General features: G+C 70.2%; 12 protein-coding genes and 1 pseudogene. 4 read left to right on the forward strand and 9 right to left on the reverse strand.

Annotated features, from left to right (window positions below; all coding sequences use genetic code 11):
• Window positions 1–93: 93 nt before the first annotated feature.
• From ACZ4UV_RS08870 to ACZ4UV_RS08890, 5 genes are read right to left on the reverse strand one after another with little or no spacing between them, the layout of a single operon-like run.
• Window positions 94–447, reverse strand: a complete 354-nt coding sequence (locus tag ACZ4UV_RS08870) for a DoxX family protein (protein WP_467836984.1) — start codon at window positions 445–447, stop codon at window positions 94–96.
• The gene (locus ACZ4UV_RS08875) at window positions 444–2,477 is read right to left on the reverse strand and encodes an acetoacetate--CoA ligase (protein ID WP_467836986.1); all 2,034 of its coding nucleotides are present in this window, start codon (window positions 2,475–2,477) and stop codon (window positions 444–446) included. The genes ACZ4UV_RS08870 and ACZ4UV_RS08875 overlap by 4 nt, the downstream gene beginning before the upstream one ends.
• Window positions 2,478–2,493: 16 nt before the next feature.
• Window positions 2,494–4,095 carry a bifunctional 3-(3-hydroxy-phenyl)propionate/3-hydroxycinnamic acid hydroxylase MhpA gene (gene mhpA, locus ACZ4UV_RS08880; protein WP_467836988.1) on the reverse strand — a complete coding sequence of 534 codons (1,602 nt, stop codon included), beginning with the start codon at window positions 4,093–4,095 and terminating at the stop codon, window positions 2,494–2,496.
• On the reverse strand, window positions 4,092–5,030 hold the full coding sequence (locus ACZ4UV_RS08885; RefSeq protein ID WP_467836990.1) for a fumarylacetoacetate hydrolase family protein: 939 nt from the start codon (window positions 5,028–5,030) through the stop codon (window positions 4,092–4,094). The genes mhpA and ACZ4UV_RS08885 overlap by 4 nt, the downstream gene beginning before the upstream one ends.
• Window positions 5,027–6,172 carry a VOC family protein gene (locus ACZ4UV_RS08890; protein ID WP_467836992.1) on the reverse strand — a complete coding sequence of 382 codons (1,146 nt, stop codon included), beginning with the start codon at window positions 6,170–6,172 and terminating at the stop codon, window positions 5,027–5,029. The genes ACZ4UV_RS08885 and ACZ4UV_RS08890 overlap by 4 nt, the downstream gene beginning before the upstream one ends.
• 138 nt (window positions 6,173–6,310) lie before the next feature.
• Between ACZ4UV_RS08890 and ACZ4UV_RS08895 the strand changes: the two genes are divergently transcribed.
• Entirely contained in the window at window positions 6,311–6,946 is a 636-nt protein-coding gene (locus ACZ4UV_RS08895; protein WP_451019792.1) for a TetR/AcrR family transcriptional regulator, read from the forward strand.
• Between the two features lie 374 nt (window positions 6,947–7,320).
• Here ACZ4UV_RS08895 and ACZ4UV_RS08900 read toward each other — a convergent pair.
• The 4 genes and pseudogenes from ACZ4UV_RS08900 to ACZ4UV_RS08915 all read right to left on the reverse strand — a co-directional run bounded on the left by ACZ4UV_RS08900 (window position 7,321) and on the right by ACZ4UV_RS08915 (window position 13,503).
• A pseudogene (locus tag ACZ4UV_RS08900) lies at window positions 7,321–8,043 on the reverse strand (alpha/beta fold hydrolase).
• 286 nt (window positions 8,044–8,329) lie between these two features.
• The gene (locus tag ACZ4UV_RS08905) at window positions 8,330–8,959 is read right to left on the reverse strand and encodes a TetR/AcrR family transcriptional regulator (RefSeq protein WP_451019791.1); all 630 of its coding nucleotides are present in this window, start codon (window positions 8,957–8,959) and stop codon (window positions 8,330–8,332) included.
• A gap of 113 nt (window positions 8,960–9,072) precedes the next feature.
• Complete coding sequence (locus ACZ4UV_RS08910) at window positions 9,073–10,119, reverse strand: zinc-binding dehydrogenase (protein WP_467836995.1); 1,047 nt, start codon at window positions 10,117–10,119, stop codon at window positions 9,073–9,075.
• Between the two features lie 162 nt (window positions 10,120–10,281).
• The gene (locus ACZ4UV_RS08915) at window positions 10,282–13,503 is read right to left on the reverse strand and encodes a bifunctional cytochrome P450/NADPH--P450 reductase (protein ID WP_467836998.1); all 3,222 of its coding nucleotides are present in this window, start codon (window positions 13,501–13,503) and stop codon (window positions 10,282–10,284) included.
• A gap of 255 nt (window positions 13,504–13,758) precedes the next feature.
• Between ACZ4UV_RS08915 and ACZ4UV_RS08920 the strand changes: the two genes are divergently transcribed.
• The 3 genes from ACZ4UV_RS08920 to ACZ4UV_RS08930 all read left to right on the forward strand — a co-directional run bounded on the left by ACZ4UV_RS08920 (window position 13,759) and on the right by ACZ4UV_RS08930 (window position 17,167).
• On the forward strand, window positions 13,759–14,412 hold the full coding sequence (locus ACZ4UV_RS08920) for a TetR/AcrR family transcriptional regulator (RefSeq protein ID WP_467837000.1): 654 nt from the start codon (window positions 13,759–13,761) through the stop codon (window positions 14,410–14,412).
• Between the two features lie 408 nt (window positions 14,413–14,820).
• Entirely contained in the window at window positions 14,821–16,329 is a 1,509-nt protein-coding gene (locus tag ACZ4UV_RS08925) for an MFS transporter (protein ID WP_451019788.1), read from the forward strand.
• Window positions 16,330–16,522: 193 nt separating this feature from the next.
• Window positions 16,523–17,167 carry a TetR/AcrR family transcriptional regulator gene (locus ACZ4UV_RS08930; protein ID WP_467837002.1) on the forward strand — a complete coding sequence of 215 codons (645 nt, stop codon included), beginning with the start codon at window positions 16,523–16,525 and terminating at the stop codon, window positions 17,165–17,167.
• Window positions 17,168–17,217: the final 50 nt, after the last annotated feature.

Raw genomic sequence — 17,217 nt, forward strand, 5'->3', positions numbered from 1 at the left:
AACAGGGCTCAGGGCCTCCGCCGCCAGCGCGCAGCAGCCGGCAAGGAGGATCGTCTGCGTATCGCAGGTGGCCGCTGAAGTCCTCGGCCACCGTCACGAGCCGCCACCGGCAAGCAGCACGAGATACCAGGCGATCGCAGCAGCGCATGTCACCGCGGGGAGGAGTTTGGCCAGCCCGTCGCCCTTGCGTACGTGCGTGATCACGGCACCGGCGAGCAGCATCAGCAGTCCGATACCGGCCAGGCCGCCGCACAGCGGTACGACCGGGCCGAGGGCCACGCCGATGGCGCCCGCCAGCTCCAGGCCGCCGATGAGCCGGTAGGCCGCGGTGGTGAAGCCGGCGTGGGCGGCCGGCTCGGGCATCGGACCCAGGGCCAGGATCTTGGCCGCGCCCAGCAGGGCGAAGATCAACGCGATGAGACAGGTCAGCGAGGCGGAGAGGATCACGAGACGCCTTCGGGGGTGTGCGGGCGGCGGCCCTGGCGGCGTTCGGCTCCCAGGCCGGCGAAGTAGGCGATCAGGTCGGGGCTGTCGACCGCGGAGGGGTTGAGGATCTGCTCGGCGGGGGCGCCCTGGAGGAGGCGCTTGACCGGGACTTCGAGCTTCTTGCCGGTCTTCGTGTGCGGGATGGCCGGTACGGCGAGGATCTCGTCGGGCACGTGGCGGGGGGAGGCGCCGGTGCGGATCGCGTCGCGGATCTTCTCGCACAGGGACTCGTCCAGACCGACCCCGTCGGCGAGGACCACGAACAGCGGCATCCAGTAGCCGCCGCCGGGTTCTTCCGCGCCGATGACGAGGGCTTCGGTGATCTCGGGGAGGCGTTCGACGATGTCGTGGATGTCGGCGCTGCCCAGGCGCACGCCGTTGCGGTTGAGGGTGGCGTCGGAGCGGCCGTGGACGATCACCGAGCCGTGGGAGGTGAGGGTGATCCAGTCGCCGTGCCGCCATATGCCCGGGTAGGCGCTGAAGTAGGCGTCGCGGTAGCGGCTGCCGTCGGGGTCGTTCCAGAAGTACAGCGGCATCGACGGCATGGGCCGGGTGACGACGAGCTCGCCGACATGGTCGACGACCGGCCGTCCCGCGCCGTCGTACGCCGCGAGCGCCACGCCGAGGTTGGGGGCCGACAGTTCACCCGCCCACACCGGGGTGGTGGGGGCGCTGCCGGCGAAGCCGGAGACGACGTCCGTGCCGCCGCTGGTGGAGGCCAGCTGGACGCCTGCGCCGACGTGGTCGCGGACCCAGGGGTAGGCGGAGGCGGGCAGGGCGGAACCGGTGCAGCCGATGACGCGGATCGCCGACAGGTCGTGCGCGGTGGGTTCGACGCCGAGCTTGGCCATGGCCAGCAGGTACTGGGGGCTGGTGCCGAAGACGGTGACCTTGTGGCGGGCCGCCAGTTCCCACAGGATGTCCGGGCGCGCCACCGGTGCGGGGCTGCCGTCGTAGGTGCAGGTGGCGGCACCGGTCAGCAGGGTGGAGACGACCAGGTTCCACATCATCCAGTGGGTGGTGGTGTACCACAGCAGGCGGTCACCGACGCCCAGGTCGCAGTGCAGGCCGAGGATCTTGAGGTGTTCGAGCAGGACGCCTCCGTGGCCGTGGACGATGCCCTTGGGCAGGCCGGTGGTGCCGGAGGAGAAGACGATCCACAGCGGATGGTCGAACGGAACGGGAGTGATCCCGAGGTACTCGGTGCGGCCGGCCGCGTCCTCCCAGGGAACCGTCAGCCTCGCGGCCCGGGTCGCGGGCCACGCGAGGCCCAGGTGATCCACGAGGACCGTGGCCTTGAGCGTGGGCAGGGCGGCGGCCAGGTCGAGGGAGGCGGCGCGGCGGTCGTGACGGGTGCCGTTGAAGAGGTAGCCGTCCGCGGTGATGAGCACCGTGGGTTCGAGCTGGGCGAAGCGGTCGGTGGCGGCCTTGGGGGCGTAGTCCTGGCCGCACACGGACCACACCGCGCCCAGGCTGGCGGTGGCGAGGAAGGCGATGACGGCGTGGGGAGTGTTGGGCAGGTAGCCGACCACCCGGTCGCCCTGTCCGACGCCCAGGTCGCGCAGGGTGGCCGCGACGGAGGCGACCTGGGCGCGGAGCTGCCGGCCCGTGATCTCGTAGCAGGCGCCGGTCTCGTCCAGCGCGGTGAGCGCGGGGGCGTCCGGGTGCAGGTTGCGCAGCGCGTGGTGGGCGTAGTTGAGGGTGGCGCCGGGGAACCAGTTGGCACCGGGCATGGTCTCCTCGGCGAGCACCCGCTCGTACGGAGTGGTGGCGTCGATGTCGAAGTACTCCCACACCGCGGCCCAGAATCCTTCCAGGTCGGTGACGGACCAGTGGTGCAGGGCCTGGTAGTCGGTGGGTGCCTGGATGCCTTCGGCGCCTGCGTGCCGGGCGGCCCAGTGGGCGAAGTCCGCGATGCGGCTGCCGGCGGCCGTGTTCGGGTCGGGCGGCAGGAAGGGCTCCGGACAAGGCGTGGAGTGCGGGGTGGTCATGGTGTGGTGTTCCTCGTCAGCGTGCGGGCCGGGCTTCGGCGGGGCGGCGGGCCGTGTGCAGCAGGGGAGCCCAGGCGGCGGCGTCGGTGAAGTCGCTGGTGCCGGTGGGGACGCTGTCCAGTACGACACGGTCGGGGCGCAGCAGGACGGCGTCCGCCCGGCCGCGTGCGAGCCAGGAGGCCAGGGCACCGTCGTCGTCCAGGTCGTCGACATGGATCACGGATGCGCCCAGGGCCGTGGCCACGCCCGTCATCCGTGCCGTGGGCGGCACGGCGGTCAGTACGGCGAAGGAGTTGCCGAGGATGTCGTCAAGGCGCTCGCGCCTACCGTGGTACAGCACCCGGGGTTGTGGGCAGAAGGTGCCGGCCAGTGAACGGCCGGCCAGCCGGGGGCGGCGTCGTACCAGCGGATTGGCGGTCAGTGCGGGACTGAGGTCGCGGCTCACCGCCGCTGTCACGCCGGGGATGCGGCAGGCCGCGCCCACCACGGCCCGGCGGATGGCCGCTCCGCGGTCCTGTCCCCCGGTCATGGCCCAGCCGACGGCGACCGCGACACGGATCACGTGGCGGGCGTGCGGCTTGCGCTCCTGCTGGTAGGTGTCCAGCAGTTGGTCGTCCGCTCCGCGCTGAAGGACGCGGGCGAGTTTCCAGGTGAGGTTGTAGGCGTCGCGCAGGCCCGCGCACAGGCCCTGCCCGATGAAGGGCGGGGTGAGGTGGGCCGCGTCGCCCAGCAGGAAGACGCGTCCTCGGTGCCACCGGTCGGCGAGGCGGGCCCGGAAGGTGTACTGCGCCTGCCGGATCACCTCGAAGTCGTCGCCCCCGTGGGCAGCGGGCGGCAGGTCGACCCAGGGGGCGACGAGCTCGTGCAACTGCTTCAGCCCTTCCGGGCCGTCCAGGGACTCGCCGTCGGCCAGCCGGAACTCCCAGCGGTAGCGGTCCTCGCCGACTCGCATGAAGGTGGCCGGCCGGGTGGGGCAGCAGATCTGCTCGGCGCCTTCCCAGGTGCGTACCGGGAGGCTGGTGCGTACGTCGATGACCCGCCAGCTCTCCTCGAAGTGCAGGTCCTCCCAGTCGGCGCCGATGGCTTCGCGGGTGACGCTGCCCGCGCCGTCGCAGCCCAGGACCGCATCGGCCCACAGGTGCTCCTCCTCGTCGCTTCCGTCGCGGCGGAAGGTCACCCGCACCGGAGCCGTACCGTCGGTGGGCGGCGTGACGGACACGACCTCCACCCCGCCCCACAGCTCACACTCCGGGCGGCGCGCCAGAGCTTCGCGCAGCAGACGCTCCAGCTCCGGCTGGTCGAACATGCTGGTCTGCGGGAAGCCGTGGTGGCCCTGCAGGGACCGCGGGAACTCGGCGATCACGCGGCGCCGGGCGTCCAGCAGCCGCAGGCCAGGCGCCGGGCGCGAGACGGCGGCGAACTCCTCGTGGACACCGACGCTCTGCAGGATCCGCCGGACCTCGTCGTCCACGACGACAGCACGTGGCAGGGGGTAGATGCCCTGGTGGCGTTCGAGGAGCAGACTGGGCACTCCTTGCCGGGCGAGCAGGAGCGCGGCCGTGACTCCGACGGGTCCCGCACCGATGATGACCACCGGTCGCCGGGATACGGCGCTCACCTCGCGTCCGCCACGGCGGTCCGCTGCTCGCCCAGGTCGATGTGTCCGTCGGGGGTGGCGATGGTGGCGGTGACGAGGTCACCGTCGCGCAGGTAGAGGGGGTTCTTGGCCTGGCCGTTGAAGAACGCCTTCCACTTCAGCGCGGGCGGCAGCAGGGCGGCGATCTTCTCGACCGGCTTGGGCGGGGCCTTCAGGGCGGTGCCGCCGGGGGTGCCGGTCAGGAGCAGGTCGCCCGGGTCGAGGGTCTGGAAGCGGGCGAGCAGGGTGAGCGCCTGCGCGGGCCGCACGATCATGTCGGCGAGCGTGCGGTCCTGGCGCGGTACGCCGTTGACGTTCAGCCGCAGCCGCAGGTTCAGCAGATGGGCGAAGTCCTCGGGCTCCAGCAGAGCCAGGTACGGGCCCGTCGGCGTGAAGGTCGGATAGGACTTGCTCTCGTAGAACTGCGTCTTGGTCAGCTGGACGTCGCGGGCGCTGACGTCGTTGGTCAGGACCAGGCCGGCTACGTAGCGTGGCAGGTCCTGCTCCTCGACGACGGTGCCCACCGGCAGGGGTGCGCCCATGACGAGGCCGAGTTCCACCTCGTAGTCGAGGAACTTCACGTGCGACGGGCGGACGATCCTGTCATGGGGGCCGCTGACCGAGCCGGACGCCTTGCGGAAGAAGGTGGGCGGGATATCGCCGGTGAAACCCGAATCCTTGGCGTGGCTGCGGTAGTTGACCATCTGGGCGACCACCCGGCAGGGGGTGGTGATCGGCGGCAGCGCGACCAGGTCGGCGACGGGCGTGCCGCTGTCGGTGGAGGCGGCGGCTTCGCGGACCGCGTCCCGGTCGGCGAGCAGTTCCGCGGTGGTGACGGCCTTGGTGCCGATGCGGACGGCCCGCTCGTCGCGGACGGCCCACCAGCCGTCGGTGGTGCGCAGAACGTTGGTGCTCATGAGCTCATCGCTTTCATCAGGCCCAGCAGGCGTGCGGGGTCGAGTTCGTTGTCGCCGCGCAGGGCCGTCATGGCCTCGCGCAGCTTGGCGGGGGAGGGGCTGGCGCCCAGGAAGTCGCGGGTGACCGGCGGGCCCCACTGGGCCAGGCCGCTCGCCGACATCGGCGCCCACCCGGGCTCGAGGTCGCAGGAGAACAGGTCACCGTCGGCGAAGTGCTCCAGCATGAAGCGGTCGGGGTCGCGCCAGTAGTCGAAGAGCTGGCTGCCCTGGATGTGCCGGCCGATGCCCCAGCTGCGCTGGTATCCGCGCTCGGCCAGATACTCGCCGCCGGCGGCGATCGAGTCGAGGTCGGTGACCTGGTAGGCGGAGTGGACGTAGCCGGTGCCCGGCCCGAGGTGCAGGGCGAGCGTGTGGTGATCGACCGCCAAGCTGCCCTGGTCACAACGGATGAACGCCATGGTCGGTCCGCGCTGGCGCTGCCCGTCCAGAAACAGGAAATCGGACACGATCATCCCCAGGGTGTCCAGGTACCAGTCCAAGGTGCGGGCGAACACTCTTGTCTCCAGCACCACATGACCGAGGCGCTGAATGCGCGACGGCTCGCGCGGGGGTCGCTGGGTGGTGTTCGTACGGCGGTGCTCGGTGCCGGTGTTGAGGATCAGCGGCTGCTGCTCGGGCAGCGCGGGCAGCTGCTCGCCGCAGTGCACGACCCGGACCGGGAAGCCGGAAGGGTCGAGCAGGGCGACCGCCTGTCCGCCACCGGGTACGTCGATGTCACGGACGTCACTGCCGGTCGTCCGGGCCAGCCGGTCGAGGTCGGCCCGTTCGGCCGCGCGGAACGCCGGCCCGACGAAGCGGGACGCATGCCCACGCCGGATGACCATGCAGGGTGGGCCCGCGAAAGTGCCGCGCAGCCACAGCGCCTCCTCGGTGCGGGCGGCGATCGCGAAGCCGAAGTCGCGGGCAAACACCTCGGCCCGGTCCAGGTCCGGCTTCTCGAACTCCAGCCAGGCCAGGTCGGCCACCTTGATGACGGGGTTTCTCGCTCGTCCGGGGTGTTCACCGCGCAGGGCGCCCAGCTCGCTGTGGAGATCTTGGTGGGGCGTCTGCAGATCGGCCCTGTTAACGGAGATGTGGGACATGGTGCCCTCCAAGCAACACTGCCGTAATGAGGAAATCATCAACTTTGCCGTTGCTCATCGTCAAGAGAGCAGACCCAAAGAATTGAGAGAATCATCAGTCATGGGGGTTTCATCGGCGCGATTGTTACACTCGGTCGTATGCCGACGTCAGCCCCGCCTCGCAACCGCTTCGAACGGCGCCGCGCCGAGACCCGTCAGGCACTCATCCGTGCGGCTCGGCAGATCCTCGCGGAGACCGGGGACACCAGCGCCAGCATCCAGGCCATCGCCGAGCGCGCCGACGTCGGTTTCGGCTCCTTCTACAACCACTTCGAGTCCAAGACGGAACTGTTTGACGCCGCGGTGACGGACGCCCTGGAGGAGTTCGGTCAGGTCATCGACGAGCATGTGGAAGGCATCGACGACCCCGCCGAGCTCGTCGCTGCGGGTTTCCGCCTCACCGCACGGATGGCGGACTCACACCCTGAACTCATGCGGATCCTGCGCGACCGCGGCCTGGCCCACATCCACTCCGACCGCGGCCTGTCGCCACGAGCGCTTCGTGATCTGGAACGCGGCATCGCCTCGGGACGCTTCACCGGCACCGATCCGACCACGGCCCTGTCCGCTCTGGGCGGGACCCTGCTGTCCCTGGTGGCGCTGAGGCTTGCCCGCCCGGACCTCGACGGCGACGAGGCCGCCTCCGACCTCGCGGCGATGGTCCTGCGCATGCTGGGCCTTCGCCTGGAGGACGCGCACGAGGTCACCCGGCGCCCGCTGCCGGGCCTCGACTGAGGAGCCGGTGGGATCTGCGCCGCGGGCCAAGGCGCGGTGGGCCTCGTACGACGGCACCGTCGCCCTGCAAGCCGGGCCACAGCGAGATGCGGTGCACACCGGTTGCACAGGGTGTCCCCTGCCTGCGGATCGGATCACCTCCGGTGGCATCCGCCCGGATCCACGGTGCTGTCGCCAGTCGGATCCGTCGCGAGATCGGCCAAGGGCCCGCGGCGGTCGCCATGATCATCGACCTCTCGGTCCGAGCGCCCGCCCCGCTCGGCGGTATGCACGGCGGTGGGGTGGCCCTCCCGTGTGCCTCTGGCGGCCTGGCGCCAGTGCCGCCAGGGGCACAGCCCACGGGCGTGCTCGTCGGGGCGCGCCAGTCACCCCCGTTAGCTGCTCCACTGCTCCTCGAGGGCCGCGGCGACCTCGGCCGGCTTCCGGATCGGCGTCCAGTGGCTGCTGCCGAGCCTCAGGAAACGGGTGGCGCGCACGGAAGCGGTCATCTTCTCGCCGAACTCGACGGGGCAGACCGGGTCGAGCGCCCCCCAGAACACCAGGGACGGTCCGGCCAGGTTCGCCAGTTCCGGTTCCCACTCCGCACCGACCGTCAAGGCGGAACGGTATAGCTTGAGAATGCTGTCGCGCATGGTCTCGTCCACGCGGCCGGCTGTCCGTTCGGCCAGCTCAGCCGGGATCTGGAGATTGTCGGTCAGGTCCCTGGCGAACGCGGCGGCGTCGTACTCCTTGGCCCAGCGGTCACCTGCGACGGGGTCCTGCCACAGCTTGGCCAGCGGATGCCAGTCGTACTCGGCGCTGACCGGACCGTTGCTGCCGGCCCACGTGCGGATCAGATCCGGCCGTACGGAAGCCACGCGCGCGGTGAGGAGGCAGCCTCAGTCGTGGTCGACCAGGTCGACTGGCTCACCGATTCCTTCCAACCGCTCGATGAGCCAGGAGACGTATTCCTCCTTGGTGCAGTGGAAGCCCTCGGGTCGCGGCGAACCGAAACCGGGCAGGTCCCAAGCCTCAACGTCGCTGCGGGTCAGGTGCTGGCGCACGCCGTCCCACACATGGTGGGTGTCGGGTACGCCGTGGATCAGAATGGCAGGCATGAATGAACTCCTACAGGGGGTGAATCACCGGACAGAAGTGGAGCGACGACACAGGGAGGAGGGGGAAGGGGGACGCCGAGGGCGGCGTCGGGTCACCGAGGCGTAACGCTTGAGGAGCATGGGCCTGGGCCAGGCACCGCCCCCTCGGGGCCGGCTGACCGCGCAGGCGGATGGTGAACTGGCCGCGGCGTATGAGTCCGGGGCAGGAGAGTGGACCCTTGGACGCGCTGGCTCTACGCCTGCCCGAGGGGGGCCCAATGGCCAGGCAGCGTTCCGGGAGTCTCCCTTACTCGCGCAACACGGCTCGAACCCGGTGCGAGGCGATGTGTGGTGCTACGCCGGCGGCGACGAGGAATGCGGTCGCCGCGGCCTCACCCGTAGGGTCCGCCCAGGCGGAGGTGGTGTTCTCCTCGGCGAGGGCCAGCATCAGGGCTTCCAGCGCCTGGGCGAGGATGGGCGCGGGGACGTGGTGCGCGAACACGCCTTCGTCCTGGCCACGTCGTATGGCCGCCACGGCCTCTTCGCGAGCGGGTGCCAGAGTGGCGCGGATCGTCTCCTCTCCCAGACGGTGTCGCCCCAACGAGATGAGCATGCGGTACTGGTCGCCCACCGCCCATGCCGCAAGGGCCATCCGCGTCATCGTCTCCAGCGGGTCGGCATCTGGGACACGGGTCGCAGCGAACGCCTGTCGCAGCGCCCGAGCTGCTTCCTGCGTCAACTCGGCGATCAGCGCTTGACGGTTGGAGAAGTGACCGTAGAAGGTGCGTCGTGCGACGCCGGCCGCCAGGGCGATGCTGTCGAGACTCGCGTCGGGGTCGTCCCGCAGTTTCTGCCGAGCAGCGGCGAGGATGCGTCGGCGGTTCGAGCGAGCGTCGCTGCGCTGCGGAGTGCGGCGCGGGGCGTCGGTCGAGTGCATGGCTCCATCTCCACGGGTTCTGGCTGCGGGAAAGCCGCGGGCGCCGGTGCACCCTCACACACCGGCGCCCACTCACCCCTGCCCAGGGTGGCTTGTCGTCCTGCTGACGGGCGTCAGGGGACGAGGATGAGGCGGATCGGGTCGCCGATCTTGTTCTCCAGTCGGTGGACGGCGTCGGCGGCCTCGACGAGCGGGATGTGGTCGGTGATGGACGGGGCCAGGTCAAGGCGTCCGGCCGCGGTCAGCTGCACCAGCTCGGAGACGGACTCGGGGAAGCCGCCGTAGTGGCCGCGCACCTGCTTCTGCAGGTAGTTGAAGGTCAGGCCCTCGGTGATGGTCAGTGGCCGGGGGGTGATGCCCACCAGGATCAGGGAGCCGCCCAGGCCGAGCACGGAGGCGGCCTGGTCGCGGACGGCGGGTACGCCGGCGCAGTCGAAGGCGAAGTCGAGACCGCGTCCGCCGGTGGCTGCGCGGACCTGGTCGGCGAAGTCCGGGGCGGCCGGGTCCAGGGCGAAGTCCGCGCCGAAGGCCAGGGCGCGCTCGCGGGCGCTGGGCAGCGGGTCGACGGCGATGACCGGTGCGGCGCCGACCAGGCGGGCGAGGCGCACGTTGTGCGCGCCCACTCCACCCACGCCCCAGACGCCGACGGACTGGGCGGCACGGACGCCCGCGGTGGCGACGACGGCGGCGTAGGGGGTGGACACCGCGTCGGGGATGATCGCGGCCTGGTCGAAGGGCAGGCTGTCGGGGATGGGGATGAGGGTGTCCTCGCGGGCTGTCACGTACTCGGCCCAGCCGCCGTCGTAGTCGATGCCGGCGGTGAGCATCTGGGTGCAGGGGCGGTGGCGCACGCAGCCGGCGCACTTGCCGCAGGTCTTGCCGGCCTCCAGGGTGACGCGGGTGCCGACGGGCAGGCCGCGCTTGAGGTCGGGGCCGTGCGTGTGGATCACACCGGAGACCTCGTGGCCGACGGTGACCGTGTCGGAGGTGGCGAACAGCGGGACCAGGGAGCCGTCGAGGAGGTGTACGTCGGAGAGGCAGACGCCGGCGGCCTTGACCTTGATGAGGACCTCGCCCGGGCCCGGCACGGGGATCGGGACCTCCTCCACGGCGAACTTCTTGCTGTCCAGGTGGAAGCGTCCGGCGAGCATGGTGTCCATGACGATCTGCTTTCTGTGAGCGGCACCGCCCGGCGGTTCGGGCCGACGGGTGCCGTGTGGTGTGTGGTGGGCTTGTGGTGGCCGGGAGGCGTACGGCCGGCAGCGGGGGGCCGCACGCCTCCCGGCGGCCTGACCGCCGCACGCCTTGACGGCGTGCGGCGGTCAGGCGAAGACGTCCTGCTGGTAGCGCTCGTCCGCTTCGAGCTGGGCGAGCCACTGCTGGGCGGTTTCGTCGTCGCTGCCGGTGTGCTCGCGGTAGACCGCGGCGAGGGCCTCGCGGACGGCGGGGGCCATGCGGCGGCCGTCACCGCAGACGTAGATGTACGCGCCGTCCTCGATGGCCTGCCACACCGTGTCGGCGGCATGGGCGATGGCGTTCTGCACGAACCGGGCCGGGTGGCCGGTCACCGCGGAGAAGGCGGTGTGCACCTGGGCGATCCCGGCCTGCTCCCAGTCCTGCATCTCCTGCTTGTAGAAGTAGTCGTGTTCCGGGTGGCGGCAGCCGACGAACACCTGGGACAGGCCCACCTGGGTGCCGTTGGCGTGCTGTGTCGCCCGCTCCTCAAGGAAGCCGCGCAGCGGCGCGATGCCGGTGCCGGGGCCGATGAGGATCAGCGGCGTGGCGGGGTCGGCGGGCGGGGCGAACGTCGGGGAGGGTACGCGGACGTAGCCGTAGACGACGTCTCCGGGTTCGAGGCCGGCGATGTAGGAGGAGCAGGTGCCGCGGTACTGGCCGTCGCCGGACAGGGCCGGGCCTTCCAGCAGGCCGACGGTCAGGCGCACGTGGCGCGGGTTGGCCGACGGTGCGGAGGAGATGGAGTAGAAGCGCGGGCGGATGGGGCCCGTCATCTCCAGGAACACCGCGAGCGGCAGCTCGATGGCGGGGAAGCGCTCCAGCAGGCCCAGCACCGAGATGCGCTTGCCGAGGATCTCCTTCTGGTAGCGCTCCTCGGCCTCCTGGGTGTCGGCGGTGTACGCCTGGAGCTGCGGCCGGGTCCACGGGCACTCGGTGTGCTCGGCGAGCGTCTGGATCTGGGAGCGGGTGGCCACGTCCTGCAGCTCCAGGAACTCGGTGAGCAGGATGCCGGCGGTGACCGGGGTGCCGACCGGCAGGTGGGTGCGGCCGCCGCCGGGCTGGTCGAGCCGGAGCACCTGGTCGTAGTCGACGCCGAGCCGCCTCAGGGCGCGCTCCACCAGGGCGAGTTCGTTCTTGGCGAAGACGGCCAGGTGGTTGCCGGTGTCGTAGGTGACGCCGTCGGGCAGCTCGACGGTGATGGACTTCGCGGACGGGCGCGGCGGCTCGATGCTGAAGTCCCACAGGCCGGTCGCGTCGGCCACGAGTTCCTCGTTGGCCACCACCGTGAGCGGGTACGCCTGCTCGGAGACGATGGCGGGGCGTACGTCGGACTCGGTGAGCAGCTGGACCTGGTAGCGGGGGCCGCTCGCCTGGGAGGTGTCGGCGGCGTACTCCTCGGCCAGGGTGGCCCACAGGGTGTTCATCCACCGTGTGGCCATGCCGTCGAAGTCACCGGCGGCGTCCGCGATGCCGCGCTCGACGACGGGGGTGGCGCCGGCGGCCAGCAGACCTTCCTCGATCCGCTTGGGGAATGCCTGGTAGGTGGCCACCCACTGGGTGTTGCCGGCGCCCAGCAGCGCGTACCGCACGTTCGACAGTGAGCCCTCGGGCAGGCCGGCGGCGAGCAGGTCGTCGAAGCGCTGGGCGTTGTCGGGGGCCTTGCCGTTGTAGCTGGCGGCGACGACGGCGAGCAGGCCCTCGGTGGGCAGGTTGTCACCCAGCTCGTCCAGGCTGACGAGGGTGGTGCCGAAGCCGGAGCGCTCACTGCGGTCGGCGATGGTGCGGGCCAGGTCCTCGCAGGAGCCGAGGCTGGAGCCGTAGGCGACGGTCAGGTTGACGCCGACGCCGCTGACCGCTGCCTGCGCCTGCGTGTCGCCGGTCTGCACGTCCGCGGCGCCGAAGACGGTCCGCTCGTGCTCCTGACGACGGCGGACGATCAGCTCGAAGTTGCCGGGCTTGCGCGTCAGCGCCTCCCGGGGGTCCATCTTGTAGTCGCTGGTGTCGGAGAACTTGAACTTCTGCAGCACCAGAGCGAGGGCCAGGCGGGCCTCGGTGAGCGCGAACTGCCGGCCGATGCAGGCACGGACGCCGTTGCCGAACGGCTTGTAGGCGTGCGGGTGCTGCTGGACGCGGTTCTCCGGCAGCCAGCGGTCGATGTCGAACTCGTCCGGCCGCTCCCACGCCTTGGAGTGGGTGTGCAGCGGGCCCTCGAGGATGAGGACCTTCGCACCCTTCTTCAGCTCGTAGTGGCCGCCGATGACGGTGTCCTCCCGCGCCGTCTTGCCGAACGACGGGATGGGAGCCCACAGGCGCAGGGTCTCGTCCAGGATCCGCGGGATGACGTCCAGCTGCATGATCGTGTCGTAGTCCGGGACCGTGTCACCTGGCATCAGCCGGTCCACCTCGGCGTACGCCTGGGCCAGCACGTGCGGGTTGCGCATCAGCGAGTACGTGGCGAAGGACAGCAGGCCGCTGGTGGTCTCGTGGCCGGCGATCAGGAACGTCAGCACCTGGTCGCGGACGTTGTCGTCGTACAGCCGCTTGCCGGTCTCCGGGTCGGTGGCCTCCAGCATCAGGCCCAGCAGGTCCTCCTCACCGCCGCCCTTCCCCTCACGGCGCTCCTTGATCACGCTCTCGACCAGCTCCTGCATCAGCCGGACGTTCTCGCCGTACTTCTTGGCATCGGCCTTGCGGAGCTTGGTCATCATCGGCAGCTCCTGCGAGCGCCGCAGCGACTCGATCAGCGCGCCCAGCAGCGCGTTGAGGAAGGGGTGCAGCTCCTCCTTCTCGAAGGAGTCGAACCGGTAGCCGAACCCCGACAGGGCGATCGTGTCCAGCGTCAGCCGGGTGTAGTCGTCGGTGATGTTGACCGACTGACCCTCCTTGCGCTCCCACTTGCCCGCCAGGTTCTGGGCGATCTCCAGCATCTGCCCGAAGTACGCCTTCATGGCCCGCTGGCTGAACGCCGGCAGGAGGATCCGGTGCGCCATGCCCCATTCCTCCTCGTGCTGGTGAGCCGTGAACAGGCCCGCGCCCGCGAAGTCCCGAACATGCTGCAGCGGCGTCTTCTCGATCTGCTTGAAGAACCGGGTCTCGTCGGAGACCTCGGCCACCAGGTCCGGGTCGTAGACGAAGATCTGCTCGACACCGGCGATGTCCAAGCCGTAGATGCCCTCGGGGAACTGCTTGGACAGCTCGGCGAAGTACTCGACCGGGTTGGTGTCGGGGATCTGCGGCGTGTGGCCGAGGAGCGGGATCCCGCGCGGGGACCGGATGGGGCGAAGGTCGTTCGCGGAGTGGGTGGTCATGTCTTGCTCCTCTGCGCGGAGGGGAGTGAAGGGGGATGGACAAGGGCGCGCTGCGCAGGTCGATGCCGTGGCGCCGTACGGAAGCATACGCCGTATGGAATTGGAACCATACGCGGTACGGAAAGCGGAGTGCAACCCCGGGAGTCCAGGTGGGGCTGTGGTGAAGCTCATTTCCGTACCGTGTACGAAACTGGTACCGTACGGGGTATGGAAAAGAAGGTGAGACGTCCCCCGCGGGGTACGAGGAAGAGAGACGTGCCTCTGACCGAGGCCGGGATCTATGCCGCCGCCCTGCGGCTCATCGACGAGGACGGGGTCGAGGCGCTCACCATGCGCAAACTCGCCACCGAGCTCGACGCGAACCCGATGTCGCTGTACCACCACGTGCCGAACAAGGAAGCGGTGCTGCGTGGCGTGACGAGAATGGTCGGAGCGCAGTTCCGCACGGTGACACTGGAGGACGCTCCCTGGCAGGAGCGGATCCGGCTGCTCGCCATGGACTTCCGGGCCCTGGCGCACCGTCACCCCAAGCTGCTGGCGTACTCGTTCAGCCACCAGCCGGACTTCATCCAGCCCAACGACCCGTTCTGGACCGCCCTCACCGCCATCGTGGCCGCTGCCGGCGTGCCGCAGTCAGAGGTCTCGGAGATCGCCGCGCTGATGGTCGCCGTCGTCATCGGTGTCCTCACCGCGGAACTCAACGGCGCACTCCACCAGTGGTCGACCCTCAAGCCCCACGGCCCTGAAGCCGACGAAGACGGGGCCGCGGACGCAGACCCTGGCTCTATGGGTGCGGCCCCCGAAGGCCCTGGCCAGGACTACATGTTCCGCCTCGTGATGGACACGCTGATCACGGGCCTGGAAAGCCGCCTCGCTGCCGGTCCTGACGGCCGGCACGCCGGCCATTGAGCCAGTCAGCCTGAGACGCTGCGCCATAAGTACTGGCGCCTGAGGCGTGCCCGCAGTCGGGCGATCCCAGGGCTGCGACACACGGGAGCCACCCCGTCACATCGGGTGAGACCGCCCGGCGGGGTGGTTCCACATCCAGCCTCTACACGGCAGCCGTATGCCGACGCTGAACCGTGAAACGACCAAGATCGTTGGCTTGATCCTGGTCCCCTCCTGAAGGGGGGAGACCGTCAGCCTCGGCGAGCTGAATCACCCGCGTCATCCGTTCACCGAGGCGGCTACGCCGCCGAGTGCTCCCGCCCGTGAGCGCGAAGTGGCGCCCCGTACCGGATGAGCCCTACCCGATCTCTCGATCACTTCCTTTCTCTCCTCCTCCATCCCCCGTCCGCTGTCCGGAGGGCTGCCCCCATGTCCCAGAACGCCACCGTCGCTGCTTGCGGCGCCGAGACCACACCTGAGAATGTGCCCGAGCTGTCGCACCAGCGGCGCTGGTGGATTCTGCTGGTCGTTTCGCTGTCCATGCTGATGGGCGTCCTCGACGGCACCATCGTGAACATCGCGCTGCCGTCCGCCCAGCACGACCTCGGCTTCTCCGACGCCGACCGGCAGTGGGTGGTCACCGCCTACGCGCTGGCCTTCGGCAGCCTGCTGCTGCTCGGTGGCCGGGTCGCGGACCTGGTCGGGCAGAAGGTCACCTTCCTGGTGGGTCTGGCCGGCTTCGCAGCCGCCTCCATGGTGGCAGGCGCGGCGAACGGTTTCGCCGCGCTCGTCATCGCGCGCGCCGTGCAGGGGCTGTTCGCCGCGCTGCTGGCCCCGTCCGCCCTCTCGGTCTTGATGACCACCTTCACCGAGCCGCGCGAACGGGCCAGGGCCTTCACCGTCGCGGGCTCGGTCGCCGGTGCCGGCGGAGCCATCGGCCTGATCCTCGGCGGCGTGCTGACCCAGTACCTGAACTGGCGCTGGACCATGTACGTCAACGTGATCTTTGCGGTGGTGGCGTTCGTCGGTGGGGCAGCCCTGCTGCACCGCACCCCGCGTGACACGTCCTCCAAGCTCGACGTACCCGGCACCCTGCTGGCCTCCATCGGACTGTTCTGCCTGGTCTTCGGGTTCTCGAACGCCGAGACGCACGGCTGGGGTTCGATCGCGACCTGGGGCATGCTGGTGGCCGGTGCCGTGATGGTGGCCCTCTTTGTGTGGTGGCAGAGCAGGGCGGCGTATCCGCTGCTGCCCCTGCGAGTCCTGCTGGACCGCAACCGCGGTGCCTCCTTCGCCGCCCTCTTCGTCACCGGCGCGGGCATGTTCGGCGTGTTCCTGTTCCTCACCTACTACCTGCAGCAGAGCCTCGGCTACAGCGCCCTGAACACCGGCTTCGCCTTCCTGCCCCTGATCGTGGCGTCGTCGTCCGCCTCCGCGGTGGCCAACAACGTCCTGGTGGCTCGCATAGGTCCGAGGCCGGTGGTGCCGCTGGGCATGGCCATCGCGGCCGCCGGGCTGGTTTGGATGACCCGGCTGGAGCTGAACAGCGGATACGTGACGCAGGTACTGCCGCAGCTGGTACTCGTCGGCATCGGGCTGGGCACGGTCATCGCGCCCGCCATGAGCCTGGCGACCTCAGGGGTGGCGGCCGCCGATGCCGGCGTTGCGTCGGCCGCTGTCAACACGCTTCAGCAGGTGGGCGGCTCCATTGGCATCGCCATGCTCAGCACGATGGCATCCGACGCCGCGACCGGCTATCTCTCCGGCCGCAACCCCAAGGACCCCGGCGTGCTGGCTCAGGCCGGCCTCGAGGGCTATTCCACGGCCTACTGGTGGTCGGCGGCCGTCTTCGTCACCGGCCTGGTCGTCACCGGCCTGCTCTACCGCCGGGGTGCGCCCCAGCAGAGCGAGAACGCTGCACTTGCCGTGCACATGTAGCGGGACAGACAGTGCCCTGAGGGCCCACCTTCGAAAATTGCCGTACGGGCTCTTTGCGGCTCCCCTCCCCTCCCCATGGATGTCTCATAGTGGGCTGCGACTCGGGTTTTTCAGCGGAAGGTGTACCAGGTGGAAGATCGAACAGATCCGCGTCTATTGCACAGATCCGCGTCTATTGCGTAGTCGTGAGGCCATGGTCGCGGCGGCCACCGCGTTGCTCACGGATGGTGGGCTGGAGGCCGTGACACATCAAACGGTTGCGACTCGTGCAGGCGCCGGCAGGGCAACCGTCTACCGGCACTGGCCGAGCCTTCTCGACCTCCGCCTGGCCGCGCTGGAGGCCGGCATGCCCCCTCTCCCTCCGGTACCCGAGGAGCTTCGGGCCGCTTCGGGCAACGATCCGCGAGCGGATCTCATGTACCGTCCGAACGTGCTCGCCGAGCGTTGGGACGACGAGCAATCGGGGGCCGTCCTTGCCGCGGTCCTCGGGGGTTCACGGCACGACGAAGGTATGCGCCGCCTCCGGGAGGCGCTGCTGAACCAGATCGCCGACGCCTTGCGTCCCGCGGTCACCACAGCCGTCGAGCGCGGCCAGCTCCGGCCCGACGTCACCCCCGAGACATTCGCCATGGCCACCGCCGGGCCGCTGTTCTTCGAGCGTTTCTTCGCCGGGAACCACCTGGGGCGCGACACCGTGGACGCCGTGCTGACCTCACGCGCGGCACGGGACATGAGACTGTCCGCAGGGAAGTCCACAAGACGACGGTTCGCTGCACCGGCGTGTACGGCCCGTCAGGGTTCGGGGAGCGGGGCCCAGCGTGCCCACGGTCGGCGTTGAAGCCGCTCACTCAAGCGAGATCTCTTCATCGGAGCAGCAGCCCGTCCCGA

This window comes from Streptomyces sp. NPDC028289, assembly GCF_055565975.1.